Source organism: Pseudovibrio flavus, assembly GCF_009711345.1.
GTDB classification, from domain to species: domain Bacteria; phylum Pseudomonadota; class Alphaproteobacteria; order Rhizobiales; family Stappiaceae; genus Pseudovibrio; species Pseudovibrio flavus.
Map to the genome: position 1 here is coordinate 14,623 of NZ_SMMA01000059.1, position 26,599 is coordinate 41,221.

Consider the following 26,599-nt stretch of genomic DNA (forward strand, 5'->3'; position numbering starts at 1 on the left):
TTTATGACCACTTTAGATATTGTCGAAGAAACCAAGGAAGCAAGCGGCCTGAAGCGCGATCCAGACTGGTGGCGCGGCGCGGTTATCTACCAGATCTACCCTCGCTCTTTTGCTGACAGCAACGGCGATGGTATTGGCGACATTCCGGGTATTACCGAGCGCCTGCCCTACATTGCGGATCTAGGCGTTGATGCCATCTGGATTTCACCTTTCATGAAATCACCAATGGACGACTTCGGCTATGACGTATCCGATTATCGTCAGGTCGATCCAATGTTCGGCACACTGGATGACATCAAGGTTTTGATCGATAAGGCCCACGAACTAGGGCTTCGTGTGTTGATGGATCAGGTGATCTCGCACACCTCCGATCAGCACGCTTGGTTTACCCAGAGCCGCCAAAGCAAGGACAACCCCAAAGCAGATTGGTACGTGTGGGCGGACGCAAAACCAGACGGGACGCCGCCAAACAACTGGCTTTCAGTCTTCGGCGGATCTGCTTGGCAGTGGGATACGCGGCGCATGCAGTATTACCTGCACAACTTCCTTCGCAGTCAGCCAGACCTCAATTTCCATAATGCTGAGGTGCAAGACGCGGTGCTGGAGGAAACACGTTTCTGGTTGGACCTCGGCATTGATGGCTTCCGCTTGGATACCGCCAATTTTTACTTCCATGACAAGGAGCTAAGGGACAATCCGCCTCTTTCTCCTGACATGGAGCTTTCTTCTGCGCGGCCTAACAACCCCTACTCTTTCCAGCAGCACATTTATGACAAATCCAGACCGGAAAACATCGCGTTTCTGGAACGTCTGAGAGCGCTGATGGAGGAATATGAAGACCGCACCACTGTTGGTGAAATCGGCGCGGATGATGAAAGTGCGGCCCTCATTGCTCAGTATACCGAGCAGGGAACACGGCTTCATATGGCCTACTCCTTCGACCTGTTGGTCAATGAACCGACCCCGGATTACATTCGAAGCAAGGTTGGCAAGCTTGAGAGAATTGTCGAGACTGGCTGGCCGAGCTGGGCAATGTCGAACCATGACGTTGTACGAACTATGTCGAGATTGCCGGAGGGGACAGATAAAGCCCTCGCTGCGCCGCTGCTGCTGGCGGTGAACACCTGCCTTCGTGGGTCACCTTGCATTTATCAAGGCGAGGAACTTGGCTTTACCGAGGTGGATGTGCCATTCGAGCATTTGCAGGACCCGTATGGCATTGAATTCTGGCCAGAATTCAAGGGCCGCGATGGTTGCCGCACACCTATGGCATGGGATGATACCGCCAATGGCGGCTTCTCTACGGCTACACCTTGGCTTCCAGTAGCACCAGAACACATTGCCATGAATGCAGAGCGCCAGCAGCGGGAACCTAGCAGCGCCCTTAACCGCTCCTCGGCGTTTCTTAAATGGCGCAGGCAGCAGACGGCTCTCGTCAAAGGTAGCTCGCATTTCGTTGACCTAGACGCCGGGGTGCTTGCTCTTACCCGCAGCCATGAAGGGCAAACAATACTCTGTGTCTTCAACATTTCCTCAGATGCGGTAACTCTTCCGCTCCCCGCGCCTTACACAAATTGGCGTCATCTTTCTGCTGATGGCTTTGCTTCGTCCCATGATGGCACGTCGCTGATGCTTTCTGCTTGGCAGGCCGCCTTCTTCATACAGCCGGAGGATGGGAAAAATGGCTGACGTAACACTTCGATCTGTCAAAAAATCCTTCGGCAAAACTGCTGTTATTCACGGTGTTGACCTAGTCATAAACCAAGGGGAGCTGGTTGTTTTCGTTGGCCCGTCCGGCTGCGGAAAATCAACACTTCTGCGCTTGATTGCAGGCCTTGAGGACATCAGCGGTGGCGACATACTGATCGGCGGCGAAGTGGTGAATAACCGCTCTCCGAAAGACCGTCAGATTGCCATGGTCTTCCAGTCTTATGCGCTCTACCCGCATATGAGCGTCTTCCAGAACATGTCGTTCGGGCTTCAACTTTCCCGCCACTCCAAGCAGGAGATCAAGGAGAAGGTTCATGAAGTTGCAAAGGTTCTGGAGCTAACGGACCTGCTGGAGCGAAAGCCTAAGCAGCTATCGGGCGGACAAAGACAGCGCGTCGCCATCGGCAGAGCCATTGTTCGCAACCCCCGGGTTTTCCTTTTTGATGAACCCCTATCCAATCTTGATGCAGCGCTGCGCGTTCAAATGCGCATCGAGATTGCCAAGCTCCACCGCGAGATGGGTGCAACAATGGTGTACGTGACCCATGACCAAGTGGAAGCGATGACACTGGCAGACAGGATTGTTGTTCTATCAGCAGGGCGGATCGAACAGGTTGGCGCACCGCTTGAGCTCTACCACAAGCCTTGCAACAAATTCGTTGCCGGTTTTATTGGCTCGCCAAAGATGAACTTCATGCGCGGCACACTGATGGAAGCGGGAAGCCAGACCACCACAGTTAAGCTCGATGCAGGCCCTGTGATCACTGTAGGCGTAGATAGTAGTGGCGCTGCGGTTGGCAGCGCAGTTACGGTGGGCATTCGCCCCGAGCACATCTTAGTAGATCAAAACAGTAGCCTTGAACTACCTTTGGAGGTGATTGAGGAGCTCGGCGAAAGTCACTTCCTCTACGCTCCGCTCAGTACTGGCGAGATGCTTACTATTCAAGGACGCGGTGACACCACCCTTGCTGCTGGCAGTGCGATACGCATTCAGTTTCCTGAGGAGCACTGTCATCTGTTTGACGCTGATGGAAAAGCCTTTGCCAGAACCGCTAGTGCCAAAGCCGAGGAACAGTTTGATTTTCGCACTCTCACCACCCAACAGTGAGGCTGCCTATCAGGGAGAGCGCTTTTCTGTTTTTAGCGGTGGGGAGTTTTGCGCGTGCAATTGCTGAAAAGCTTGGTATGAGAGGCTATCAAATAACGAGAGCCTGAGTAATGCCTAGGGAAGTTGCCATTATTGGAGCGGGACCTGCTGGTCTATTTGCAGCCGAAATTCTTGGCGCACACGGATATGCTGTCACTATTTACGAGCATATGCCCTCCCCTGCCCGCAAATTTCTTATGGCTGGCCGTGGCGGGCTAAACCTTACCCATAGCGAACCGCTAGACGCTTTTCTTAAGCGATATGAGCCCCAGAACGAGCAGCTACTGAGCGCAATTTCGACCTTTCCGCCGCAGGCATTGCGGGAGTGGTGCCACGGTTTGGGGCAACCAACGTTTGTTGGTTCAAGCGGCCGCGTTTTCCCTGAAAGCTTCAAAGCATCACCACTTGTTAGAGCATGGCTACAGCGCCTGACTTCCTTGGGCGTCAAACTTGAAACCCGAGTGCGCTGGGTCGCTATTAATGAGGACGGCGCTCCGGTCCTGCAAGATACTGATGGTAACCGCAAAGCCATTGCAGCGGATGCTGTGTTTCTTGGGCTTGGCGGGGCAAGTTGGGCAAAGCTGGGCTCTGATGCTGCATGGGTCCCCATGTTGGAAGCCAAAGGCATAAGTATCGCCAAATTCCGTCCAGCAAACTGCGGATTTGATATTCAGTTCTCGCCGTTTTTCCAAGAGCGCTTTGCTGGCCAGCCTCTTAAGCGCATAGCGCTTGCCCACAATGACAAAACCGTTAAGGGCGAAGCCATGGTGGACCCGACGGGACTTGAGGGGAATGCAATCTATGCCCTGTCATCAAGCATTCGCAATTGCTTGGAACAGAACGGCAGCACCGAAATTATTCTTGATCTTCGACCAGACCTCTCTCTGGATGAACTCAGCCGCCGCCTATCAAAGCCAAAAGGCAAGCAGTCCTTGAGCAATCATCTGCGCAAGGCCACCGGTTTGTCTCCGGTGGCTATCGCACTTTTACGAGAAGCTGGACCTCTTCCAACCGATGCAAAAGACATTGCGCAGCGCATTAAATCCCTCACTCTTACCGTTACAGGTGCCAAGCCTCTGGAACGCTCCATCTCATCTGCGGGCGGCGTGTGCTGGGAGGAAATTGAAGCAAACTTCATGCTCAAGAAGTTGCAAGGCTACTTCGTAGCGGGCGAGATGATGGATTGGGAAGCACCGACCGGCGGCTACTTGCTGCAAGGGGTGTTCGCAACCGCCCGTGCTGCTGCGCTCGCGATAGACGCGCATCTTTCCAAGTAGACACAGCGGGCAGGCCCGTCCGACAGAAACATCATTGATTTAGATAAAAAAAACAGGCACCGAAGAGGGAGGTTCTTCGGTGCCTAACACGGGACAGATATCCAGGCCGCTAGGGAGGGGACGCGGCCTATAGTGTTGGGGCAATGGATATCCGTCCAATGCACTGATTAGCCCAAGGGCTATCTATAAAAATTAGTCACCCCCTGCCGAAGCATTGGGTTTTCGCCCGTTTTCCGGGTCTCATTCTTTTCCATCTTTCGATGGATGGGGTCACGTGCATCAGGAGCCAAACTCCTGTGGTGAGCTTTATTCTTTTTATTGGTCTACCAATATGAATATCGGCCGACAATTCCATTCGGAATGTCGATTTTCTAGACCTCGATCATGTTCAAAAAATGGCATTACGCCGCCTTAAAACGATATTCAATAAAAGTTTTCGTCGCAGGCTCCGTAAGTCACAAGACTATCGCTAATCTACGAAAATTTACGCCTCTACTCAGCGCGGGCTTACATCATGAGGCAAAAGAAATATCACACAAATCAACACCTTGTGATATACTATTGGTTGCGTGATATATATTTAAAATTGCAACACCTGCATGTTCCACCAAGCGCGACTTACATTAGAACTCTCAAACTCCTAGCCCACTCCCCTTAGGAAGCGAAGCAGACAGGGCCTATTATTGGAGTGCTGCCAATTGGCCAAAGTTGGCGCTCTAAAGCCGTCATTATTGGTAGACCAAAATAAAGAAACGCACCTTGTTAAGGGCATTTCCATCGCCTGTGGCGTGCTCTGTTAGTCTGACAGAACAGGAGAGACTCTTGCCCCCAACATAGTAGGGCGTACAAATTTTAGATTCCTGTTCGTTTTAATTACTCACTACTATGAGGTGGACATTTGTGAAAACAGTTATGAGCCAGATAACGCAGAGGAATAATGAACGCATTTTTTATCCAATAAATTATTGATTTAATTAAATTAATCAAACTCCCCTAAAATCTCTGAAATAGGCACCTTTGCGCTTAAGGTCTATGAGTTTTTCTTAGCTGTGGCTTTTTGCTTGCAGCGGGCTGTTTTGAATACCCGGCTATTGCTGTCACGAAGACGTACGCTTGCCATAATTTGATTACAGTCCTCACAGACCATCTGCTTGCCTTTGCAGGCTACACTTTTAGGAAAGAGGACATTTCCAATGCGCCAGAATGGCACTTTGAAGTTTTTCAACCACGATCGTGGTTTCGGTTTCATCACTCCAAAAGATGGCGGCAAAGACGTTTTCGTCCACATCACCGCCTTTGAGCGGGCAGCTCTAGCAGTACCAACAGAGGGCGCATCGCTGACCTTTGAAACAGAAGACGACAAGCGTGGTCGCGGCAAGCAGGCAACTCAGATCGAACTGGTATAGCCGGTTTTTCATTGAAGCATTGCAGCAGGTAAGAGCTTCCACACCTGCTGCAATCGCTGTTTTTAACAGTAGCATTGGAATTATCTGTTCAACCTGTGGCTACTAAGCTTTTCTAAAATTTCCGAATATGACAATACAAAGCTAGCTAAACCTCTTGAATTCGGAACGGCTTGGAGGCCCATTTGCCTAGCGACACTAAACCTTCTTCCACGCGCCACCGCATTATCAATGCAGCGATTGAGGTTGTGAGCGAGCATGGCGGGCCTACGTTTTCTTTAGAAGAGGTCGCGAAGAAGGCTGGCATTTCCAAGGGCGGACTGCTTTACAACTTCCCCACCAAAGCCGCGCTTATCAAGGGCATGATCCAGCAGTTTGTTGGTGAACTGCAAGCCATGATGGAGAAGTCTGAAGCGCAGATTGCAGACGACCCGTACCCTAACAAGCTGGCTCGGGCGATGCTGGTGAGCCTCAAGGACGTTATTCTTCAAGAATCCAAACCAAAGCTCGGCATTGTCGCTGCTATTGGAGAGGACGGAAGCGTTCTAGACCCTATCCGCCAGTTTAATGAGGAACTGTTTGCGCGCATTGAGGCTGAGTCTGACAACCCTAACCTTGCCCGCACAGTATACTTTGCGGTTGAGGGCATACGCGCAACGCGCTTCTTTACCTTGATGCCTCTTTCCGATCAGCAGACCGCCGAGCAGCTTGACCGGATGATTGATGCACTAAAGAACGACACTCTTTAGGTGTATTTCACTAGACTGCTATTTCAAGTTATCGACCAATACGGCTAAACTCCTATGTAAAATTATCAGGAGTGGAGCGAGTCGTGAAACGTAGAACTTTTCTGACAGGCCTTGGTGCCGCCGCTACAGGCGCTACTTTAGCCTCCCCTGCCATTGCAACGGGCAATCTCGAGATCAAGCTCGTCGGCGCATTTCCAAAAGGGTTTCCCGGTGTTGGCACATCGGCAGAACGCTTGGCAAAGCGCATTGAGGCTATGTCTGATGGCACCATAAAGGTCGCCTATCATGGGGGCGGTGAGATTGTTCCTCCCTTCGAGGTTTTCTCTGCTGTTTCCTCCGGCACAGTAGAGATCGGCCACAACGCGCCGTACTATCAGGTCGGACAGATCCGCTCCACGATGTACTTCACTGCTATGCCTTACGGGCTGGACGCAACAGAACAGTCCGGCTGGCTACGCTACGGCGGCGGACAAGAGCTCTGGGATGAGGCATACGCACCCTTCGGCGTAAAGCCGTTTTATGCTGGCAACTCTGGCACTCAGGCCGGTGGTTGGTTCAAGAAGCCAATCGAGAAGCTTGACGATCTTGTGGGCCTAAAGATGCGCATCGCTGGCCTTGGCGGCGACATCATGCGCAGGTTGGGCGTCAGTACGGTGCTCACCCCACCGCCAGAAATCTACCCTGCCCTTCAGTCTGGCGTTGTTGATGCAGCCGAGTTCGTTGGCCCATGGAACGATATGGCTCTGGGCCTCTATCGCATCGCGCCTTACTACTACTTGCCTGCCTTCCACGAGCCGGGCGCGGGCCTTGAGATGATCGTCAACAAAGACTTCTACGAGGGGCTGACCGCTCAGCAGCAGACAATTCTTGCAAACGCTGCGATGGCACAAGCAGAAGATACGACAGCTGAGTTCCGCTACAACAACGCCCGTGTTCTAACTGCCATGATAGAACAGGGCGCGAAGGTCTCGGCCTTCCCTCCGGATGTTGTTGAAGCTCTTGGAGAAGCAACGCGGGAAATTCTGGCGGCCTATCCGGGTGATGATGAGCTAACCCAGCGCATCCATAACTCCTACATCGAGTTCATGCGACAAGCCGCCTTCTACGCCAAAAACGTTGAAGGCCAGCTCTACAAGGACCGCGCGACAGTCTGGGGCGTATAACCAACGAAGTTTGTGGGAGGCGGTCAAACCGCCTCCTTCCATAATCAGGCAAAACAAGGCCACATTCATCTTCGTCATTGACGAGGTCTGCAAAGCTGCTCATAAGGTGCGCCATGCAGAAAAGAGATGTCATTGTGCTTGGCGCTGGCGCCGCTGGTTTGATGTGTGCCATAGAAGCCGGAAAACGTGGACGGTCCGTCCTTGTACTGGACCATGCTGCGCGCCCCGCAGAGAAGATCCGCATTTCTGGCGGTGGTCGGTGTAACTTCACCAACCTGCACGCTTCTCCAGCCAACTATCTTGGCAAGAACCCTCGTTTCTGCGTTTCTGCACTAAAGCGCTACACCCAGCACGACTTCATCAAGCTTGTCGACTCCTACCGCATTCCGTGGCACGAGAAGACACTTGGGCAGCTATTTTGCGACAACCGCTCGCAAGACATCATCGACATGCTACTGACCGAGCTGGAAAAGGCTCGCGCAAAGCTATCTCTTGAAACCAAGATCATCTCTGTTTCGAAGCAGGCAGATGGCAGCTTTCATCTAGAGACCTCGAAAGGCGCCTACACCTGCCAGTCTTTGGTGATCGCCACTGGTGGGCCGTCTATTCCAAAGATGGGCGCAACAGGCTTCGGCTATGAGGTTGCCAAACAGTTCGGTCTTCCGGTACTTGCGCCTCGCGCAGCTTTGGTTCCGCTAACGTTCAGCGAACAAATGAAGGAAAAGACCAAGCACCTGTCCGGTGTTTCGGTGGATGCTGTGGTGACCTTCGGCAAGACCAAATTCCGCGAGGGTTTGCTTTTCACCCATCGCGGCTTATCCGGTCCGTCTATTTTGCAAATCTCTTCTTACTGGAATGAGGGTGAGCCGATCCGCGTGAACCTGTTACCGGACGGCGATGTATTTTCTGCCCTAAAGGAAGCAAGAGGTAAGTCTCCTAAGCAAGATGTCCGCACAGCCCTAACAGAGCTGCTACCAAAACGCCTTGCTCAGTTTCTATCCGAGGAAGAAAAACTCGGCGGCCGCTTGGCAGACCATTCCGATAAAGCTTTTAGAAAGATCGCGGCTCTTGTTCATGAGTGGAACGTCAAACCAGTGGGCACCGAAGGCTACCGCACCGCTGAGGTGACCATCGGCGGTGTCGATACAGATGCCCTTTCCTCCAAAACGATGGAATCGAAAGACGTACCGGGCCTATACTTCATTGGTGAGGTTGTTGATGTAACCGGCCATCTAGGTGGGTTTAACTTCCAGTGGGCATGGGCATCCGGCCACGCAGCTGGGCAGTTTGTTTGATTGTGCGCTGAAGACCGTTTTTATCTAGAGAGTTACCGTGCCAGCCACCCAAAACTCGTTTTTCCTCGCAGAAATGCGGGTGGCTAGAAAGTCCACGAAGAGGCGAACACGGGCAGTGTTGCGCAGGTCTCTATGCAGCAGAAGCCAGAGGCTTCTGTAGGGCAGCGGTTTTTGGAACGGGGCACGGATGAGGTCTGGATGACGGTCTCCCAGATTACATGCGAGATAGGCCATCCCCAATCCAGATGCTGCAAGGGTTATTAGCGGCACCAGTTCCGACACGCGGTGACGAAGCGTGGCTTTTGGGTAGAAGCTAGACTGTAACCAAGGCGCGGTCACAGCTTCCTCCGCCTCATGCCAACCAATAAACTGCAGGCCTTCTCCCTCATTGTCAGTTATTTGCTCTGCATAGCGGCGCGAGCAATAGGCAGCCTGAGACATTTGCACCAGCTTACGGCCAACAACATCCTGCGTAACTTCGCTTGATACGCGCAAGCTCACATCCGCTTCGCGACGAGTGAGATCTGCAATGGAGTTAGAGAACGTTAGGTTAAGCTCAATCTCCGGATATTGATGAGAAAACGCTGATAGGTCGTCCATAATTGACGTCATCGCAAGCCCGTGTGGCATGCTCACGTATATCGTCCCGCGCGGTTCAGCATCACGCCCTACAATGACGCGCGATGCTGCATGCATTTCCTCTTCCACCTTCTGCGCATAAGGCAGCAGATCTTCGCCCAACTGTGTCAGCACCAGCCCCGCTTTTGAGCGGTCGAACAAGCGACTTCCAACCCGCTCTTCCAGCACTTCGATCCGCCTTGCCAGAGTTGTGTGGTTTACGCGGATATTGCTGGCGCCACCCCTGATGGTTCCACTTCGAGCAACGGCTAGAAAGTACTTCAAGTCGTCCCAGTTCAACGAATAACTTTCGTGCATGCGGCCCGCTCTTTGATGGTTCATTTTTGAAACACAGCGTCCATTTTTACCCATCTACCCATCAAAATTCAACCATCGTACGTTCTCTGCATCAAACACAACCATTCGAGAGTTATTCAGATGAACCCCGTAAATTCCGTTTTGATTACTGGAGCAAATGCAGGTCTAGGCCGAGAAGCTGCCCGTCAACTTGCAGGTATAAGCAGCATTGAGAAAATCTATCTCGCGTGCCGAAGCAAAGACAAAGCCCTTGCGGCCAAAGCAGCGCTGGAACGCGAAACAAAAAGGTCCATTTTCGAGATAATCCTGATGGATGTCTCTGACCCATCCTCGGTTCGCGGTGCTGTTGCCGCAATGAAAAAGCCCGTTGATGCGCTGCTGTTGAATGCCGGTGGTATGGGAGGCAGATCGTCCAATGCGATGACCACGCATGGCGTGACAAGCATCTACGCCGTGAACGTTTTGGGTCACGTTGTGCTGGTGGATGAAATGCTGGAGCGACAGCTGATCACCTCCACCGTTGTTTACGCAGGTTCCGAGGCTGCACGGGGTATACCCAAAATGGGCGTTCCGAGACCGGCACTTCGCTCTGCGACCGTCGATGAATTCCGCGCTATGGCGGACGGTAGAACCTTCACCGAAAGCAGTGACCCGATGGAAGCATACGCGGGTATTAAGCTGACTGCTGCTCTTTGGATGTCTTCAATGGCTCGCAAGCACCCTCACCTGCGCTTTGTTACCATGAGCCCGGGCGGGACGACCGGCACCAATGGTATGGACGATCTGCCGTTTCTCAAGAAGCTGTTCTTCAAGCATATTGGCGGTGTGCTTATGCCAATGCTGGGCATGATGCACGGCATTGAGGATGGCGCAAAACGCTATGTTGATGCGCTGTTAGACCCAAAGTTTGAAAGTGGCTCTTTTTACGCAAGTGCCGGTGAGGCCGCCGTTGGCAAACTGGTGGATCAAGCCACCCTCTTCCCGACCCTTGGGGACCCCCTCGTTCAAGATAACGCCAATCTGGCGGTTCATCAGATTGTCACCGTCCAAGCATCCTAATTTCAAATCATTTCAAAACTGGAGATTTTTCAATGGAAACCCTTTTTCAAATTCTCGTTGGCGCGGCTACCCTCATGCTTCTGGGCCTTGGTACAACTTCCATGTTCGCCCCGCGCAAGATGACTAAAAACTTCGCGCTGGAACCGATTGGGGCAGCCGGATTGAACACCATTCGCTCTGTGATTGGCGGTCTATTCCTGACTAGCGTGGCTCTTCTAGCCTACGGCCTTATTACGGGCACCAGCCAAACATTCGTTGTTGTAGCTTTGTTGCTAGGCGTAGTCGCGCTGGGACGCTTAGTCGGCATTCTTGCAGATGGTTTTGACAAGGCTGTCGTACCGCCTCTGCTGGTTGAATTCGTGATGGTGGCAATTCTGCTTGGTGCGTATTTTCAGCCATTCTGAAGCACAGAGTTTCTCAAGCTCGTGGCAGAGCGAGGACCGTTTAACTGAACAAAAAACTATCCCAGTCACGCTTCTTTTACCGAAAAGCGTGACTGGGTGTTTTAACTCATCAGCCAGCAAGCTGCTGTTGCGGCTGGTCGCGCTGGCTACAACAATCACTCTTTGCCTGCTCTAAACCTTCGCCAGAAAATTCAGCCTCTATTTTCATTGTGGGCAAGAGCTTTCTCAGGCTATCGAGCGCAATTTCTACCGTCAAAAAGTCGCCAACGGTTCTCAGCCCATATTTAGGCTGCTGCGCTGAGTGTATTGCCAGAAGCGTTGCGACGATCATGCCAGCGGTCAGATCCGACTGATCTCCCGCTTTCAATGTTCCTTTGCCGAGCAATTCGCCCGAAACGGAATAGCTCTCCGCGGTAATCCGAGAGTTCGCACCGCCAAGGGCTGGTGTTTTTGTCAAAATCTTTGCAAGGGGTTTAGACCACTTCGCAAAAAGGCGGCCAAAACCGAGCTTCAATAGAACAGAGAGCACGCGGGTTACATAGGAAGGGTCAACCGCCAAGAACGTGCGAACAGTTGCGGATTTACCAGCAGGGGCGATGCCTTGATCGGGGAAGCCTATTCCAACAGCAGGCCGTCTTTTATCCTTGGCCTCGAAACGGAAAGAACGGCTTAGGCTTCCAGAAGTGATGGCTTGAATGTGGCTTCCTCTTCCGATGGAATAGGAAGAGCCGACGCTTTCAAAAAACCACTCGGTAGCAGCAGGGCCGTAGTGGCGCCCCATACCCAGCTCAATTCCCACGTCCACCGACGCAGCGCCTTCTGCTTGCGCAGTGCGTGCAGCAACGAGAGTGCTTAAGCCCGGAGCCGTTCCGACACAGATAACTCCAGAGCCAAGGCTATCAACTGCGGCGACTTCGTCTTCAATCGCAGCCACATACTGAGGAGAAGCCGAGATATCCAGAAACGTACCGCCATCGCCCACAATCGTACCCAGAAGGCTGGGAGGCGTTGCCTCTGTTAAATTTACCGTGACTGCATTTGTTGGAATTTTCTCTCGTGCTTTCGCATCACTAAGATCCAGCGCCAGTTTCTTAACGCGCTTGGTATCAGTCCCGCCTCGCCTAGAAACCAGAACCACATCGAAATCTGTATGAGTGAGGAGTAACTCTACAACTCTCTTACCAACGTCACCCGTGCCGCCAAAAAGAACAACCGATGAAAACATAATTCTCTCAATACCAATAGGTGTCTCGCAAACAGTCCTGAAACTCGAAAATACGCTGCACCGAATAAAACAAAGCGACAGCATTTTGGGCCCATTAGCGCGCACCCGCCTTTTAGGGGAGGTAGCAAAGAAAGCCGTTCTCAAGTTTCGGATAAAGACGTTCTACCGGTTCCAGTCGCAGGAAGGTCAAGCGGATTTTTGACTGCTGTTTTCCTAAGTTTTCAGAAGGGTATGGGCGTTCTTTCTTCGAGAGGCTCAGAGAGGCCAATTGGAAGGGGAAGCAAGTAAAGAACACCTTGTTATAGCGCATATAAAACAGAAAGGCCCGAACGCTCAGAAATGGGAGCATTCGGGCCTTCGATTATCATGCCGGTGGGAACGCTAGAGGCGTTCCCCGCTAACTATAAGATTAGTTAGCGTTCACCTGAATCAGTTGCTGTGCAACCAGATCGTGATCCAGCCACAGAACCGGAGCTTCTGGAGCGCTTGCTTCACCGAAGATCAGCATGCCAGTTGCAGTAAGAACGTGCTGGCTCAGCTCATCGCTCACCAGTTTGTTGCGTTCTTTGTGCAGCTCAACGATTTCCTGAGAAGTACCAACAGTCAGATCAACCTGTTCAGCGGAGTTTGGCATTGGCCATGCTTCGAAGTTGTAGAATGGCTGCATGACCGCATCGGTCTGATAGTCATTTACCTTCTTCAAAATAGCTTCAACGCTAACGTCGTCTTTCAGCATGTCCTGACAACGCTGCCACAGAGCGTCAACCCAAGCGCCGCCGCCTTCTTTCTTCAAAGCGCTCAGCAGAGGCAGAAGAGAAAGCTCGATACCTGCAAAAACGTCAGAAGAGTTGGTGCGGATTTCAGGGCAGTTGAACACGGTTGCTTTTACGCCGTTGTTCCATGCTTCAGAAGCATGGTCTTCCAAGCGCATCTTTGCAAAGCCCTGAGTGTAATTGGTGTAGGTCTGCCAGCAATATTCATCATCGATGAGCACGCGAGTGCCGTGGTAGCCATATGCTGTGTAGCGAACTTCACCGCCAGACGCTTCAATACGCTCACGCAGCGCTTTACTTGCCTGCAGCAGGTAGCCAAAGCTGTTCGCGGTCACTTCTTCGAAGTTCTGCAGGATCAGCTTGCCCAGATCGCTTTCAACCAAAGCCTGAGACGGCATGTAGCGCTTACCGCGGCCTTTATAGATGCGGTTTGCGATCGCCATAAATACCTTAGCGCGCGGAATACCGCCAGCCATGGTGTGTGCGAAGAAAACGTTCTTTCCTTCAGGAATCATGCCATCAAGCTGTTCCATGATCTGGGAAAGAGCAGTGTTGAAACGCTCGGTGCCGATTTCACGGCATTTCGCCAGATGATCCCAGTCCAGCTTGTGCTCCTGCCAGCCGTCCAGCGTCATTTCGTTAACGAGGTCGGTCGGGGTTGCAGTACCGGCTGGCGCGTCCAGTTCGAAACCGGCGCGCAGTGGAATGTTGATGATTTTACCGCCAAGATTCGCTTCTGCTTCAGCCAACTCTTCTGCGGTCAGTGCGCGCAAAGCGTTGTCAGCATCAGGACGACCAACGGTAATACCGATCACCTTCATGCCTGCTGCTTTGGCTTGATCCAGAAGGCCAGTTGCATAACCACGGCCAAACAGTTCGCCAAAGAGTACAAAGACATCCCCTTCACCAAACAGGGTGTTCTGAGGGATTTTCTTTAGTGGTAGCGATGTTTTCATCTATGTTTCCTGGAAGTTAATAGTTGTTGTTCTCATTAGGATGCAGGGTCTACGCGCGACTCTCCGCCCCTTTTAAAAATAATCTGACAGCTCTGGAAACGTGCCTCGAGAGCTCTTCATCCTCAAACCTATCAATACCGGTTAGCAGCATTCGTAACTGGAAATCTCCCCTCACCATATCAAAAAACATGCGTGCGGCTGAAGGAATATCCTCTAATTCCAGTGTTCCATCTTTGGTTCGCGCTTCAAAGTAAACTTCTAGAGCCCGATTAATTGAAGCTGGTCCACTATTATATGCACGAATACCAAGCTCGCGATGGGTTTCGGCAATGGTTACGAACTGGCGCATAATCGTAATTGAGCTGGCCTCCAGCAGTTTATTTAGAAGGCCATAAGCAAGATTATAAAGGTCCTTGAAGATATCACTGCTTGGATTCGCTAGGCTTTCCAAGGCCCCTGCTTCTTTCACGTTTTCGATCAGATCTTGCATCACTGCTTCGAAAAGATCTTCCTTGCCGCCGAACAGGTCGTAGACGTCGCGTCTTGACCCTCCAACCTCATCGATAATCATCTTGATGGAAGTTTTTTCGAAGCCGTGAGACAGAAAGAGCTTTCGCGACACGTCGATGATTTGTTGTTTTCGCTGTTGTCTGTCGCGCCGTTCCCGGCGCATCGAAGGCGCTACCAAGCAAATCTCTCCATGCTACTTTCGGCTTGGTACCTATCAGTACCAAACAGTGTTTTCAAGATCTTTTAGAAGGAGAGTGTTGCGGGCGAGCGCTGCGCTAATTTTGGCGCTTGAGGTCCAGAAAGGCAGCAACAACCTTACGCAGGAGCAATTACCAGTGCGCTGGTTTTAAGGGAAGGTGTAAATGCGAAGCCTTTAGAAGGCAGGGCGGCCTCTAGGCAAGCCAATGAACGACATAGAAAATGAGTGTCGTTTTACAGAACTAAAAGAAGAAATATCGCGGTAATAAGGCGGCGCACAATGAGTTGCCTGCCATGCTGGAGCGGGTGCCAGAGGCATAAGCCCCAAGCACCCGAAATCGCTTAGTGAGCTGCCACTTCTTTCCAGTGGAACACGTTTTCTTCACCGGCAGCCATCAGTCGATCAATCAGATCCCACTTGAACTGCTGGTAAGCCAGCTGCTCTTCCTCAGAACCGGCGCGTGGCTGGAACTTGATGACCATTTCACGGAATTCATCAGTGAAGAAGCCGTCTTTCGGCCAAAGCGCGATGCGGCGGTCTTCGTACTGGAACTCGTAATAAAAACGACCGATCAGCGCCAGAGGTGCTTCTTCCGGCAGGTTTTCCGTGACCGCGGTGACGTTCTCGGCGTTGCGGGTCAGACCGCGCAATACCAATTCAACGCAATCCTTCACACCAGGACCAGGGAAGCCAAGCTGGACTTTGATCTTGTTACGCTCAAGCACTTCACCTTCCTTCGCAAGTTTAGCAAAGGCGAAGCTGAACATGTTGAACATCAAAGCTGTTGCAATGATCTGATCTGGGCCTGCGTAGGCAATCAAATCGTTGCGGGTAAAGGAAAGAGGAAGATCACCCTCTTTCAGCTTGATGGAGCGGTCATCATAGTAGCGTGGAGTCATTGTACTCTCTTAGTTTTCTAGTGCGCCAGCAGTGAAAAGAGATGGGATTTCGACCTTCTCACGCATCATTTCGTTTTTGATGAGGAACGCCATGTCGTCTTCCATGGAAGCCAAATCGTCAGCGTTCATTTTGGTGGTGAAGTTTGCCCAGCCAGCCAGTTTCTCAGCATCAGCTACGGAGATACCAGAGGCTTCGGCACCAAGAGCGATAGCCTCGGTAGGGTTTTCGTTGATCCAATCCATTGCTTCTTGATGAACTTTCACAACGCGTTCCACGATCTCTGGGTTCTCTTCAACGAACTTCTCATGGGAAGTCAGTACGAGAAGCGGGCGAACCAAACCCTTTGCAGTCGCAACGACGTGCGCGCCTTCTTCTTCAGACTTGATGACGAGGCTTGCAGCTAGCAGCGCAGCATCAATCTGGCCGGCAAGCATTGCAACACGTGCTTTTGGCAGAGGCATTGCCACCATGTTGATGTCTGCTTCGCTCAGGCCTTCTTTTTCAAGACCGGCAACCAGCAGCTGGTGAAGAACAGTGCCTTTTGGACCAGCAACGGTTTTACCCTTTAGGTCTGCGAAGCTGCGGATTTCATCATCTGCGGAAACCAGAGCGAAGGTGTCGTACGGGCGTGCAACGCCAGCAACAACCTTGATCGGGTTACCTGCTGCATTGGAGATCAGCAGAGAGGTGGTGTTCATCACCATACCGAAGTCAAGGGAACCGGCAGCCATTGCCTGCGCCTGCTTTGGACCGGATGTGATTTCGTGCCAGTTGATTTTAATGCCGTCTTTTTCGAACTCTTTTTCCAGCAGTTCGTTCTGCTTGGTCACCATAACCTGAAGGTTGAACGGCGATGTAACGTAGGAAACGTTCAGTTCTTTTAGAGGTTCTGCAGAAAGTGGCGCGGCGGTGAGGCCAAACGCAACTGCTGCCAATGGGGCCCAGAGCTTCTTAAGCATGATCTTGTCCTGTATCTCGGTATTTGTTTGAAGGTGCGTCCAAATGAGGAGCGCCGATGTCGAGCGCTTGCTCCAATGTGTTGCGAAGCTCGCGCATCTGCGGCGAATAAAGGTCTCGCGGTTTTGGCTGACTAACCGCGATGTCTGTTCTGATAGTGCCCTGATCCATAACGATAATGCGGTCTGCGATGAGGCACGCCTCTGCAAGATCATGGGTAACGAACAAGGTGGTGATCGGTTTTTCTTGAGTGAGCGGAAGCAACAGGTGCTGCATATCTGAACGGGTAAGCGCATCCAGTGCTGCAAACGGCTCATCAAGAAGGAACAGTTCTGGCTCCAGCAGTAGCGCCCTGCCCAAAGCAACGCGCTGCGCCATACCGCCGGAAAGTGCCGCTGGCATTTTCGTCAGTGCCGCTTCCAGCCCCAATTGCTTGAGGACGCGCAGGACACGTCTGCGTTTTTCACTGGCATCCAAGTCGCGGCGATGGCGAAGCGCCAGAGACAGGTTTTCTTCTACTGTCAGCCACGGCAACAAGCGGTGATCTTGGAAAACAACGCCGCACTGCTCTGCAATGCCTTCAGGGCTTATAACGCCTGCATCCGGCTCTAACAGACCTGCAAGCATATGAAGCAGAGTGGTTTTTCCGCAGCCGGAACGGCCAATTAGAACCGTAATCTCTCCCGCCTGAAGAGTAAGGTCTACAGATTTTAAAACGCTCAGGCGGCGGGATTCATCCTGCTGTCCTTCGCTATAGGATTTAGAAACGCCATTAAGCTCGACAGTCTTCATCAAAACACTCCTTTCAGAGCGCCCTGACGCTTATCTTGAGGCAGCAAGCGACGGAAAATGGCGTCCAGCAACAGGCCCGTAATTGCGATGGTTGCGATACCGACGAAAACGCGATCCGTGCGGGCAAGTTCTTCGCTATCGATGATGAGGTAGCCAAGGCCAGCGGCTGCGGCGATCATTTCCGCGCCAACCAGAGCCCGCCATGCATAACCAAAGCCCAAACGAAGGCCTGTCATAGCTCCCGGCAATATCTGCGGCACTGTGATAAGGCGCAGTCGTTCCAACTTGGTCAACCGCAGAGTATGCGCCATCTGCATAAGCTTGGGATCACACAGCGACAGGGCTGTGCGCGTGCTGAGATACACAGGGAAGAAGCTTGCAAGAACGATAATGGCAAGCTTTGAAGCTTCCCCGATACCAAGCCAGAGTATTAGGACTGGAACTGTTGCAAGCGGGGGAATTACGCGGATGGCCTCAAGCGGAACACTCATGAACTGTTCAAGGCGGGGCATGGAGTGATGGCAAGCAGCCAGAAGCAGTGCGCAGCTTGCGGAAATGGAAAAGCCAGCGAGCACTCGGCCGAAAGACACGGCAAGGTGCTCTTGCAAAGCGCCCTTGGACCCAAGGTCTTTTGCCGCCTCTAGCACTTCCCAAGGTGACGGGAGTAAAAATGTATTGGTCCACCCGGCTGCAGAGGCTCCCCCCCATACTGCCAAAAGCAGCAGAGGCAGTAACGCCGGCAGTAGGAATTTACCCCACCAGTTATTGCGACTGCTATTGCGAACCATTCCCACCAACTAAGCAAAAAAGAAGAGGCCGAACGGCCTCTAATCAGCTGGTAGTTAAGCCAAAATTATCAGATGCGAATAGTTCGCAATAGCACATAAGGGTAAATATGAGGGTTACAGTCCAATTTGTGACGACTTAAACCACAAACGAAAAGGGCGGCCCATCACGGACCGCCCCAATTCCTAAATGCTGAGCAGAAGCTCAAATCACCGCGCCGCGCTGCTCTTTCTGAAAAACAGCGCATCCACTGTGTAAACGAGGATAGCCATTCCAACAGCACCAACTGCAGCAACGCCCAGCAGAACGATGACATCAATCGGCCCGCCTATATCGGAGAACTGCGAATGGGTGATCGCTTGTAGGAACAGCACCGCCCCAACAGCGCCAAATGGCATCGAGAGCTGCGCAAGCAAGAATTTGCTCCAGCTGATATGCCTGTCACGAATAAGAACGTAGATGTAAGCAAGCGTCACAGCGCCTGCTATTGCCACCAAGGCCCAAAACAGACTTGCGCCAAACATTTCGTCAAAAACCGCGATAAGGGTTTCGAATGTAAGCTCTTTCATTGTCTTGCCTCCCCGTTATCAAGCCTGACCGCGCAGCATTGCGTTGTAGGTAGGCTTGAGGGCTACAGTCTTCATAAGCCAGCTAATCCAAAGCTCTTCTAGTGGAGCGATGATGCCCGGGAATGACGGAACAAGATCGTTCTTGTAATCAAACTCAACGAGCATGGCCTGACCGATACGGGTGATCATCGGGCAGGATGTGTAACCATTGTAAGCCTGCGTTCCTTCCTTGCCTGCAATGGATGCAACAAGGTGATCTTCAACAACAGGCACCTGCCACTTTACGCTGGCTGCGGTTTTACCCTTTGGAACACCGGCAACATCGCCAACAGCGAAGATGCTGCCGAAGCGGCGATGACGAAGGGTGTACTGGTCAACTTCAACCCAGCCCTGATCGGTCCAGCGTTCTTCCCAGCTCAGGCCAGATTGGCGCACAAACTCTGGTGCCCTCTGCGGCGGGATGACATGGAGATAGTCGTAGTCCATTTCCTTCTGGCCATCGGGCGTATCAAAAACAGCGCGTTTCTTGCCCGCGTCTATAGATTTCAAAACGTGGCTATAAACACTTTCAATGCCTCGCTCACCAAACAGCATACGCACCTTCTCGGCGACGATAGGCACACCGAAAAGGCTGTTGTTGTTGGCCGCGTAGATCATGTTCATCTTGGAACTGTTACCAGCACGGCGAGCGATATCATCAATGAGGAAAGTGTGTTTCAGCGGAGCGCCTGCGCATTTCATCTCCGTTGCCGGACGGGTGAAAATGCCTGTGCCACCGGTCTCGGTGAACTTTTGCGCTGCCTCCCACGTTTTGGCTGCATATTCCGGTCCGGCGTATAGAGCGCCTATACCGTTTTTGCCCACCATATCGAGTGAAAAGCCCTCGATAGCATCGTGGTCCAGAACAAGCCCCGGAGCTACAACAAGGTAGTCATAGGAAAGGGTCTGGCCCTTCTGCGTGGTTACCGTTTTTGTCAGAGGGTCAACCTCCGCTACGGCTTCGTCCAGAAGAGTTACCCCGCTTGGCAGCCAGTCTGTGGTTTTGGAAATGACGTAGTCCGGCCCGGCAAGACCGGCAGCAACCAGCGAAAGCCCCGGCTGATAGAGGTGCCTTTTGCGTGGGTCTATTACGGTGATTTTCGCGCCAGTCAAACGACGCAGCAAGCGATTGGCAAGGGCAGCACCGGCAGCCCCCGCACCGATTATGATTATCTTTGCTTTGGTGTTGAGCGAATTTACCTTAGCGTTAGCAATCGTAGATTTAAACGTTAAAGTTGCACCACAGGCCGCACTGAGCCCCAGAAAACGACGACGGTTCAACATTCTAGTTCACTCCCTAAAATGCAGGGCGGTCGCGAGACCGCCCTGCGAAAATCCTCGCGGATTAACGTCCAGAAGAAGAACTGTTTGCCCCTGTATCTTCTTCCATCAGTTCACGGTCGCGCTGCATTTCGATCCACATCGCGTTCATCACCGCAAAAACTGCTGCCAACGGCAAACCAAGTAGCCAAGCAAAATACCACATATCCGATAGCTCCTCTTAGTAGACCGTGTCCGAGTTTTCTTCGACGCTTTCAGGCGTTACCTTGCCCCAGAGCACTTTGTAGACCCATGCGGTGTAAGCAAGAATGATCGGCATAAAGATCGCCGTGCTTACCAGCATGATAAACAGTGTCAGATGCGAAGAAGAACTGTCCCAAACCGTCAATGAAGCCGTCGGGTTCAATGACGAAGGCAGAATGAACGGGAACATGGTCAGGCCAACGGACGAGATAACGCCCAGAATTGCCAGCTTGGACCATAGCAGGGTGGAAACTTCCTTACCCTTGCGAAGACCAAGCACGGTCATAGCCATACCAATGAAACCAAGTGCCGGAGCAATGGTGATCCAAGGGCGGGCGGCGTAGGCAGTTAGCCAAGTGTCAGTGCGCACAACTTCGGAGAACAGCGGGTTGGATGGGCCATTTGTGATGACCGGACCAACAAGTTCATAACCCTGAATGCCATAGGCAAGCCACAGGCCAGCCAGTGCATAACCGGTCATGGTTACAAGACCTGTTACAGAGCCAATTTTGCGGGCGCGGGCTGCCACTTCACCTTCAGCTTTCAACGAAAGCCAAGCTGCACCGTGGGTGAGCAACATGGAAAGCGACACAACACCAGCCAGCAAAGCAAACGGGTTGAGCAGGCCAAACAGCTTGCCAAACACCGAGCCCTCGTAGCGTGCAAACAGCTCTGGTGTCAGCTCGAACGGTACGCCCTGTAGAACGTTGCCGACAGCCACACCGAAGATGAGCGCAGGAACTGCACCGCCAGCAAACAGTGCCCAGTCCCAGTTGTTACGCCAGCGAGCGCTTGGCTGCTTGGAGCGATATTTAAACGCAACCGGACGCACAATAAGCGCAGCCAGAACGATAAACATCGCCAGATAAAAGCCGGAGAAGCTGACCGCATAGAGTGGTGGCCAAGCGGCAAAGATCGCGCCGCCGCCAAGAATGAACCAGACTTGGTTGCCTTCCCAAACAGGGCCAACGGTATTGATGACAACGCGGCGTTCAAGGTCAGTCTTTGCAACAAACGGCAGGAGCGCACCAACGCCCATGTCAAAACCATCTGTCATGGCAAAGCCAATCAACAGAACACCAAGAAGGAGCCACCAGATAAGACGAAGAACGTCATAAGAGATAAGTTCGTAAAGTACCATGTCGCTTACTCCGCTGGCTCGATTGCGAACGGACCTTTGCCGTCATGTCGACGAAGACGACTTTCATGACGGGTTGTCCATTCGTCCGTTTCTTCAACGTCCATAAACGGCCCTTTGCGGATGTATTTGATCATCAGGCCCACCTCGATCACGAAGAGCACCGAATAGAACAGTACAAAGCCGAACAGGGTGAACAGAAGATCTCCAACCGACAGGTGGCTGACCGAAAGTGCTGTTGGCAGCACACCGTCAACCGTCCACGGCTGGCGGCCATATTCAGCAACGAACCAACCAAGTTCTGCTGCAATCCAAGGGGCCGGTATCATCGCCACTGCGGCGCGAAGAGCCCATTTTGGATACTGCTGTCCCTTGAAGCTCGATTGCCAGAAGAAGTAGCCCATGAAGATGATGAAGAGCATACCGAGGCCCACCATGATGCGGAAAGCCCAGAAGAGCGGGAACACCTGAGGAACTGTGTCCCAAGCAGCCTTTTCGATCATGGCATCATCAGCAGTGCGAGGGTTATCGGTGTAGCGCTTCAGCAAGAAGGCGTATCCAAGGTCCTTGCTGTGCTTTTCAAAGGTTTCACGCATTGCTTCCGGCGCGCGATCACGAAGCGTGCGGATATTCTCCAGCGCGTCGTATGCGATGATACCGGAGCGGATACGTTCCTTGGAAACATCTACAAGGTCTTTGATGCCCGGAATTTCCGTGGTCAAAGAGCGAGTGCCGATAAGGCCCATCATCCAAGGAATTTCGATGGCGTAATGGGTCTCACGCGCTTCCTGATCTGGGAAACCAACAGCGGTGAATGGAGCTGGCGCGTGGTGGGTCTCCCACATGCCTTCCATTGCTGCCAGTTTCATTTTCTGAGTGTGGGTGGTGGAGTAACCGGACTCATCGCCCAGAACCACAACAGACAACGCCGAAGCCAAACCGAAGGATGCTGCAACCGCGATAGAACGGCGAGCCAATTCCTGATGGCGGCCCTTAAGCAGGTACCAAGCAGACACGCCCATTACGAAAACCGCAGCGGTTACATATCCGGCAGAAACCGTATGCACGAACTTGGCCTGCGCGACCTCGTTGAAGACCACATCGAAGAACGAGGTCATCTCCATACGCATGGTATCTGGATTGAACTGAGCGCCAACCGGATTTTGCATCCAGCCGTTTGCAATCAAAATCCAGAGTGCCGAGAAGTTGGAACCAATGGCAACAAGCCAAGCAACAACAAGGTGCTGTACCTTAGTAAGCTTGTCCCAGCCAAAGAAGAACAAACCAACGAAGGTTGCCTCAAGGAAGAAGGCCATCAAGCCTTCAATGGCAAGCGGTGCACCAAAAACGTCGCCTACGTAGTGGCTGTAGTAAGACCAGTTCATACCGAACTGGAATTCCATCGTAATACCTGTTGCCACACCCAGCACGAAGTTGATGCCGAAGAGTGTGCCCCAGAATTTCGTCATCTGCCGCCAGATAGGGCGACCGGTCATTACATAGACCGTTTCCATGATCGCTACGAGGATGGACAAACCCAGCGTGAGCGGAACAAACAGGAAGTGGTACATAGCTGTCAGCGCAAATTGTAAGCGCGACAGCTCTACGACATCGAGTTCCATTCTAGACCCTCATTATTTTTATCGTTTCATTATCTCACGACGGGCGCGCGCAGCAGATGAGATTGATCAACCCAAAGCCTTGCGGGCCATTAAATACAGCTTGAAGCTGTTCACATAGTGGTGAAGTCACCACAACATTTGAACTCTTTGTTCGAATAGCGGATGGTCTGATCCGCGATGCATTGCTGCAATGATGGTGGCATCAGGAAGGAACTGGCGTATTCCATAAAGAACCCGCTCTGCCGTCACCTCGTCCAAACCTTCTGTCGGCTCATCAAGCAACAAAACCTGTGGTCTGCGAAGGATCGCACGGGCAAGTGACAAGCGCCTTGCCTGACCTCCCGAGAGGCCGGATCCTGCCTCACCCAGACGGGTATGCAGGCCACCTTTTTGTTCGATGTCATCAGCCAGCTCTACCGCGTGCAGAGCCTGCCACATGTCGCTCTCATCGGTGCATCCCGAGAGAGCCAAATTGTCGAAAATGCTTCCAGCAATAAGGCCGCTTCTTTGCGGAACCATCGTTAAAAACGATCTCAGATCGTTTTCGCCCCACTCACTAACACAGCTTCCGTTAAGGTCAACCCGTCTTGCGTCATCACCAAGCCCAGCAATCTGCATAAGCAAAGTGGTTTTACCGGCACCGCTTGGGCCTGTGATCACAAGCGATGCGCCCCTACCTACCTCAAAACTCAGCGTTTTACTGGTTACGCGCAGAATGCATTCATCAGCGGCTGCGCCTAAATGCGTGTCCGCTTGCTTGGAAGGAAGACTATGTTGCTGCTCACCGGAAATGCGCTGTGCTGCACCGAACATACGCCCGAGGTCTGCAAATCCGCGGCGCAGAGGCAAAATTGTCTCTGCAAGTGCCAGAGCAACAAAAACACCAATCGTAGCAAGTGGTGCACTCACTGCTCCTTGCTCAATCAAATAGCCGCCTGCAACAAGCGCTGCCGCTGTCGCCAATGAAACCAGAACGGTTAGCTGCATACCAGCGATCCGCTCGCGATGGTCAAGAAGCCTTTGCGCCACTCTGGTCTTGGCGTCCAGATCAAGCAGCTCGCCTTCCCGCTGGCCAAGTCTGCCGCTCAGGATCAGGTCTGTGCGATCACGGATCATATCGATCACACCGCGTCGCAGGGCCTGTTGGCATGCCTCCCCTGCCCGCGAAGGTTCGTTCGTGCGTGAAGCAAGATGCCACAGAATGATCGCAGCGATCGGCAGATACACAAGCGCGATTGTGAGCGCGACGGTGCTACCAACCAGCCAAGCCAGCATGAGGAAGGCAACTACGTGAGTGATGATTGCAGCGGAAACTGGAAGCAGTAGGCGCAGAACCAACCCGTCCAGAATATCAACATCAGTGATAATTCTCGTCAGGGTGACCTCGCCGCGCAGCTTGGAAAGCGCTCTTGCACTCTTCAGTGCTTGTCGCTTGAGGAGGTCAACACGGAGAGCGGCCAATGCCCGTAGTGTAGCGTCATGGGTCAGAAGGCGCTCGCCATAGCGGGCAGCCGTTCGGCCCAATGCGAGCAGGCGCACACCGGCTGATGGTTTGAACACATCAAACATGATGCCGATACCGGCAAGCCCTGCAAGACCTGTGGCGGTAATGAACCAACCAGACAAGCCCAAAAGGGCCGCACCCATGAGCAGCACAACAACTGCCAGAGCTGCACCGCGGGCCATTGCCCAAGGGGCTGCCCCAATGAGGATTTTGATGATGCGAAGCACTGCGATCATGCGGCGACCTCCACAACTCTATCCATGGCAGCAATGAGTGCCGGATCGTGGCTGGCAACAATGAGCGTGCATCCGCGTTCTTTCAAGTGCACCAGACTGTCGATAATCAAGGCTGCCGTTTCAGGATCGAGATCGGCGGTTGGCTCGTCTGCAAGCAGAACTTCAGGGTTACGCATCAGCGCCCGCGCCAACATCAATCGCCGTGCTTCACCACCGGAGACACCGCCGCCGGTTTCACCCAGTGATGTGTGGAGACCATCTGGCAGGTGCTCAACAATCTCGCTGGCGTGGGTTAGCCGCAGCACAGGCCACGGATCCTGCTTTTGCTCGTTAGGATCCAAATAGTCAGCAAGAATTGTGTCGGCAAAATGAGGATGTTGGAGAACCAGTGCAACACGGGCGCGCCAAGCGTCGGCGTTGTCTTCGCCCAGACGTTGGCCACAAACTGTGAGATCACCACTGTGCAGCGGCAGCAGGCCAGCGAGTGCAAACAGTGTGGAGGTTTTACCTGCACCACTTGGGCCAACAAGAGCAACGGCTTCCCCCTGCCCGATTGATAGATTAGGTAGTGGGAGTTCTGCCCCGCTTCTCATCATCGACGCACCAGAAAGGGTTATCTGAATGTCACCGCTCATAGGCTCGACAGACTCGGCGCGGCCAACGAAGCTGGTACGCTCAGCACGGTCTAAAGCTTCCAGCTCTTCAACCACAGCAAGGCCGGAAGCACGATCATGCCAAGCTGCGGCAAGGTCACGAAGCGGCTGGAAATAATCAGGCGCGAGCAGCAGCAGGAACAAACCGCCGAATAAGGAAAGCGGCTCACCCCAAGTGCCGAACTGAATTTCGCCCAGCAATGTGAAGCCGACGAAAACCGCAACCATCGCCACGCCAAGAGCTGCAAATAGCTCCAGAACGGTGGAGGAAAGAAACGCGACCTTCAAAATCGCCATGGTCTTTTCGCGCAAGGTATCCGCGCGATTTTGAAAATCGTCGATGGCACGATCTGTAGCGCCCAGAAGACGGATATCGGTCATCGCGGAGAGGCGTTCCATCAGCATGCTGTTGATGCTGCCGATTTCGATAACCTGTTTTCGCGATGCCTCTTCCGCAGCCATGCCAACCAAGGCCATGAAGACAGGAATAAGCGGGCCAGCCACCAAGAGAACCAGACCGATCACCCAAGAAAAGGTGAAGGTGAGAACCAGATAGACAATCGGCAGCACATAAACCCGCAGCATGGCGACGTGGTATCTGGTGATCCACGGCTGGAGCATGGGGAGCTTTTGCACGACTATAGCGGCGATCTCGGCGGACCCAGCAGAGGACGGTTGGCGCGCTTCGCGCTGCAACAGGTTCTGCCGCTCAATGGTGATCACCTTATCAGCCGCTTCAAAAAGCCAGAAGCCAGCAGTCTTCTCCAGCTGCGCTTTCACAGCGCCTAGACCTACGAGACCAATGGCGGCCGTGACAGTTGCAGAAAAGTCTGTCGTACCTAATGCCCAACCAGAAACAGTCCAAGCGATCAGAAGAGCTTGCAGTGGCCAAATAAGCCCGCTGAGAACAGACAACACGCCAGCCTTACGCAACTCGGCTGAAACCGGCGCAATGATCCGCTTTTGCAGTGTCTTCTTGTTTGGCTGTGGGCTGCTTTGCTCACTACCGGACATGTTCTGCGGCCTTCCTGACCCTTTAATTCGACTGTATTTGCCCTAATGGAATTTTCAAT

The 26,599-nt window shown here is 52.7% G+C and carries 24 protein-coding genes; 9 read left to right on the top strand and 15 right to left on the bottom strand.

Features of this window, described 5'->3' with window-relative positions; all coding sequences use genetic code 11:
* The first annotated feature begins 3 nt into the window (after positions 1-3).
* The 7 genes from E1162_RS07530 (at position 4) to E1162_RS07560 (ending at position 8,744) form a co-directional block, all read left to right on the top strand.
* Positions 4-1,689: an alpha-glucosidase family protein gene (locus E1162_RS07530; RefSeq protein WP_155128915.1), complete on the top strand. Its 1,686-nt coding sequence runs from the start codon at positions 4-6 to the stop codon at positions 1,687-1,689.
* Complete coding sequence (locus E1162_RS07535; protein WP_155128917.1) at positions 1,682-2,818, top strand: ABC transporter ATP-binding protein; 1,137 nt, start codon at positions 1,682-1,684, stop codon at positions 2,816-2,818. The genes E1162_RS07530 and E1162_RS07535 overlap by 8 nt, the downstream gene beginning before the upstream one ends.
* Before the next feature lie 110 nt (positions 2,819-2,928).
* The gene (locus E1162_RS07540) at positions 2,929-4,134 is read left to right on the top strand and encodes a BaiN/RdsA family NAD(P)/FAD-dependent oxidoreductase (RefSeq protein WP_155128919.1); all 1,206 of its coding nucleotides are present in this window, start codon (positions 2,929-2,931) and stop codon (positions 4,132-4,134) included.
* A gap of 1,193 nt (positions 4,135-5,327) precedes the next feature.
* On the top strand, positions 5,328-5,540 hold the full coding sequence (locus tag E1162_RS07545; protein ID WP_155128921.1) for a cold-shock protein: 213 nt from the start codon (positions 5,328-5,330) through the stop codon (positions 5,538-5,540).
* A 182-nt stretch (positions 5,541-5,722) separates the two neighbouring features.
* A complete protein-coding gene (locus E1162_RS07550) occupies positions 5,723-6,286 on the top strand; it encodes a TetR/AcrR family transcriptional regulator (protein WP_257098743.1) in 564 nt (187 codons plus the stop codon).
* Positions 6,287-6,369: 83 nt separating this feature from the next.
* On the top strand, positions 6,370-7,449 hold the full coding sequence (locus E1162_RS07555) for a TRAP transporter substrate-binding protein (RefSeq protein WP_371311849.1): 1,080 nt from the start codon (positions 6,370-6,372) through the stop codon (positions 7,447-7,449).
* A gap of 113 nt (positions 7,450-7,562) precedes the next feature.
* The gene (locus E1162_RS07560) at positions 7,563-8,744 is read left to right on the top strand and encodes a BaiN/RdsA family NAD(P)/FAD-dependent oxidoreductase (protein ID WP_155128925.1); all 1,182 of its coding nucleotides are present in this window, start codon (positions 7,563-7,565) and stop codon (positions 8,742-8,744) included.
* 24 nt (positions 8,745-8,768) lie between these two features.
* On the opposite strand, the gene E1162_RS07565 is transcribed toward E1162_RS07560, so the two are convergent.
* On the bottom strand, positions 8,769-9,680 hold the full coding sequence (locus E1162_RS07565; RefSeq protein WP_155128927.1) for a LysR family transcriptional regulator: 912 nt from the start codon (positions 9,678-9,680) through the stop codon (positions 8,769-8,771).
* A 120-nt stretch (positions 9,681-9,800) separates the two neighbouring features.
* On the opposite strand from E1162_RS07565, the gene E1162_RS07570 reads away from it, so the two are divergent.
* The gene (locus E1162_RS07570; RefSeq protein ID WP_155128929.1) at positions 9,801-10,739 is read left to right on the top strand and encodes an SDR family NAD(P)-dependent oxidoreductase; all 939 of its coding nucleotides are present in this window, start codon (positions 9,801-9,803) and stop codon (positions 10,737-10,739) included.
* A 32-nt stretch (positions 10,740-10,771) separates the two neighbouring features.
* The gene (locus E1162_RS07575) at positions 10,772-11,143 is read left to right on the top strand and encodes a DUF4345 family protein (RefSeq protein WP_155128931.1); all 372 of its coding nucleotides are present in this window, start codon (positions 10,772-10,774) and stop codon (positions 11,141-11,143) included.
* A 109-nt stretch (positions 11,144-11,252) separates the two neighbouring features.
* Here E1162_RS07575 and E1162_RS07580 read toward each other — a convergent pair whose 3' ends face one another.
* The 14 genes from E1162_RS07580 to E1162_RS07645 all read right to left on the bottom strand — a co-directional run bounded on the left by E1162_RS07580 (position 11,253) and on the right by E1162_RS07645 (position 26,540).
* Complete coding sequence (locus tag E1162_RS07580; RefSeq protein WP_155128933.1) at positions 11,253-12,368, bottom strand: hypothetical protein; 1,116 nt, start codon at positions 12,366-12,368, stop codon at positions 11,253-11,255.
* A 409-nt stretch (positions 12,369-12,777) separates the two neighbouring features.
* A complete protein-coding gene (locus E1162_RS07585) occupies positions 12,778-14,097 on the bottom strand; it encodes an enoyl ACP reductase FabMG family protein (RefSeq protein WP_155128935.1) in 1,320 nt (439 codons plus the stop codon).
* Positions 14,098-14,146: 49 nt separating this feature from the next.
* Positions 14,147-14,785 carry a TetR/AcrR family transcriptional regulator gene (locus E1162_RS07590; protein WP_155128937.1) on the bottom strand — a complete coding sequence of 213 codons (639 nt, stop codon included), beginning with the start codon at positions 14,783-14,785 and terminating at the stop codon, positions 14,147-14,149.
* A gap of 362 nt (positions 14,786-15,147) precedes the next feature.
* The gene (locus E1162_RS07595) at positions 15,148-15,705 is read right to left on the bottom strand and encodes a hypothetical protein (RefSeq protein WP_155128939.1); all 558 of its coding nucleotides are present in this window, start codon (positions 15,703-15,705) and stop codon (positions 15,148-15,150) included.
* 9 nt (positions 15,706-15,714) lie between these two features.
* Positions 15,715-16,665: an ABC transporter substrate-binding protein gene (locus tag E1162_RS07600; protein ID WP_155128941.1), complete on the bottom strand. Its 951-nt coding sequence runs from the start codon at positions 16,663-16,665 to the stop codon at positions 15,715-15,717.
* Entirely contained in the window at positions 16,658-17,455 is a 798-nt protein-coding gene (locus E1162_RS07605) for an ABC transporter ATP-binding protein (RefSeq protein ID WP_155128943.1), read from the bottom strand. Before E1162_RS07605 ends, E1162_RS07600 begins: the two co-directional genes overlap by 8 nt.
* Complete coding sequence (locus tag E1162_RS07610; RefSeq protein ID WP_371311850.1) at positions 17,455-18,045, bottom strand: ABC transporter permease; 591 nt, start codon at positions 18,043-18,045, stop codon at positions 17,455-17,457. The genes E1162_RS07605 and E1162_RS07610 overlap by 1 nt, the downstream gene beginning before the upstream one ends.
* A 405-nt stretch (positions 18,046-18,450) precedes the next feature.
* Positions 18,451-18,810 carry a DUF5368 domain-containing protein gene (locus tag E1162_RS07615; RefSeq protein WP_155128947.1) on the bottom strand — a complete coding sequence of 120 codons (360 nt, stop codon included), beginning with the start codon at positions 18,808-18,810 and terminating at the stop codon, positions 18,451-18,453.
* An 18-nt stretch (positions 18,811-18,828) separates the two neighbouring features.
* A complete protein-coding gene (locus tag E1162_RS07620) occupies positions 18,829-20,133 on the bottom strand; it encodes an NAD(P)/FAD-dependent oxidoreductase (RefSeq protein ID WP_155128949.1) in 1,305 nt (434 codons plus the stop codon).
* A 61-nt stretch (positions 20,134-20,194) separates the two neighbouring features.
* A complete protein-coding gene (gene cydX / locus E1162_RS07625) occupies positions 20,195-20,335 on the bottom strand; it encodes a cytochrome bd-I oxidase subunit CydX (RefSeq protein ID WP_155128951.1) in 141 nt (46 codons plus the stop codon).
* Between the two features lie 15 nt (positions 20,336-20,350).
* Positions 20,351-21,514, bottom strand: a complete 1,164-nt coding sequence (cydB, locus tag E1162_RS07630; protein ID WP_155128953.1) for a cytochrome d ubiquinol oxidase subunit II — start codon at positions 21,512-21,514, stop codon at positions 20,351-20,353.
* Positions 21,515-21,519: 5 nt separating this feature from the next.
* Positions 21,520-23,133 (bottom strand): cytochrome ubiquinol oxidase subunit I, encoded by a 1,614-nt coding sequence (locus tag E1162_RS07635; protein WP_155128955.1) that lies wholly within the window; start codon positions 23,131-23,133, stop codon positions 21,520-21,522.
* Between the two features lie 126 nt (positions 23,134-23,259).
* The gene (locus E1162_RS07640; protein ID WP_155128957.1) at positions 23,260-24,873 is read right to left on the bottom strand and encodes an amino acid ABC transporter ATP-binding/permease protein; all 1,614 of its coding nucleotides are present in this window, start codon (positions 24,871-24,873) and stop codon (positions 23,260-23,262) included.
* Positions 24,870-26,540 carry an ABC transporter ATP-binding protein/permease gene (locus E1162_RS07645; protein WP_155128959.1) on the bottom strand — a complete coding sequence of 557 codons (1,671 nt, stop codon included), beginning with the start codon at positions 26,538-26,540 and terminating at the stop codon, positions 24,870-24,872. Before E1162_RS07645 ends, E1162_RS07640 begins: the two co-directional genes overlap by 4 nt.
* Positions 26,541-26,599 lie beyond the last annotated feature (59 nt).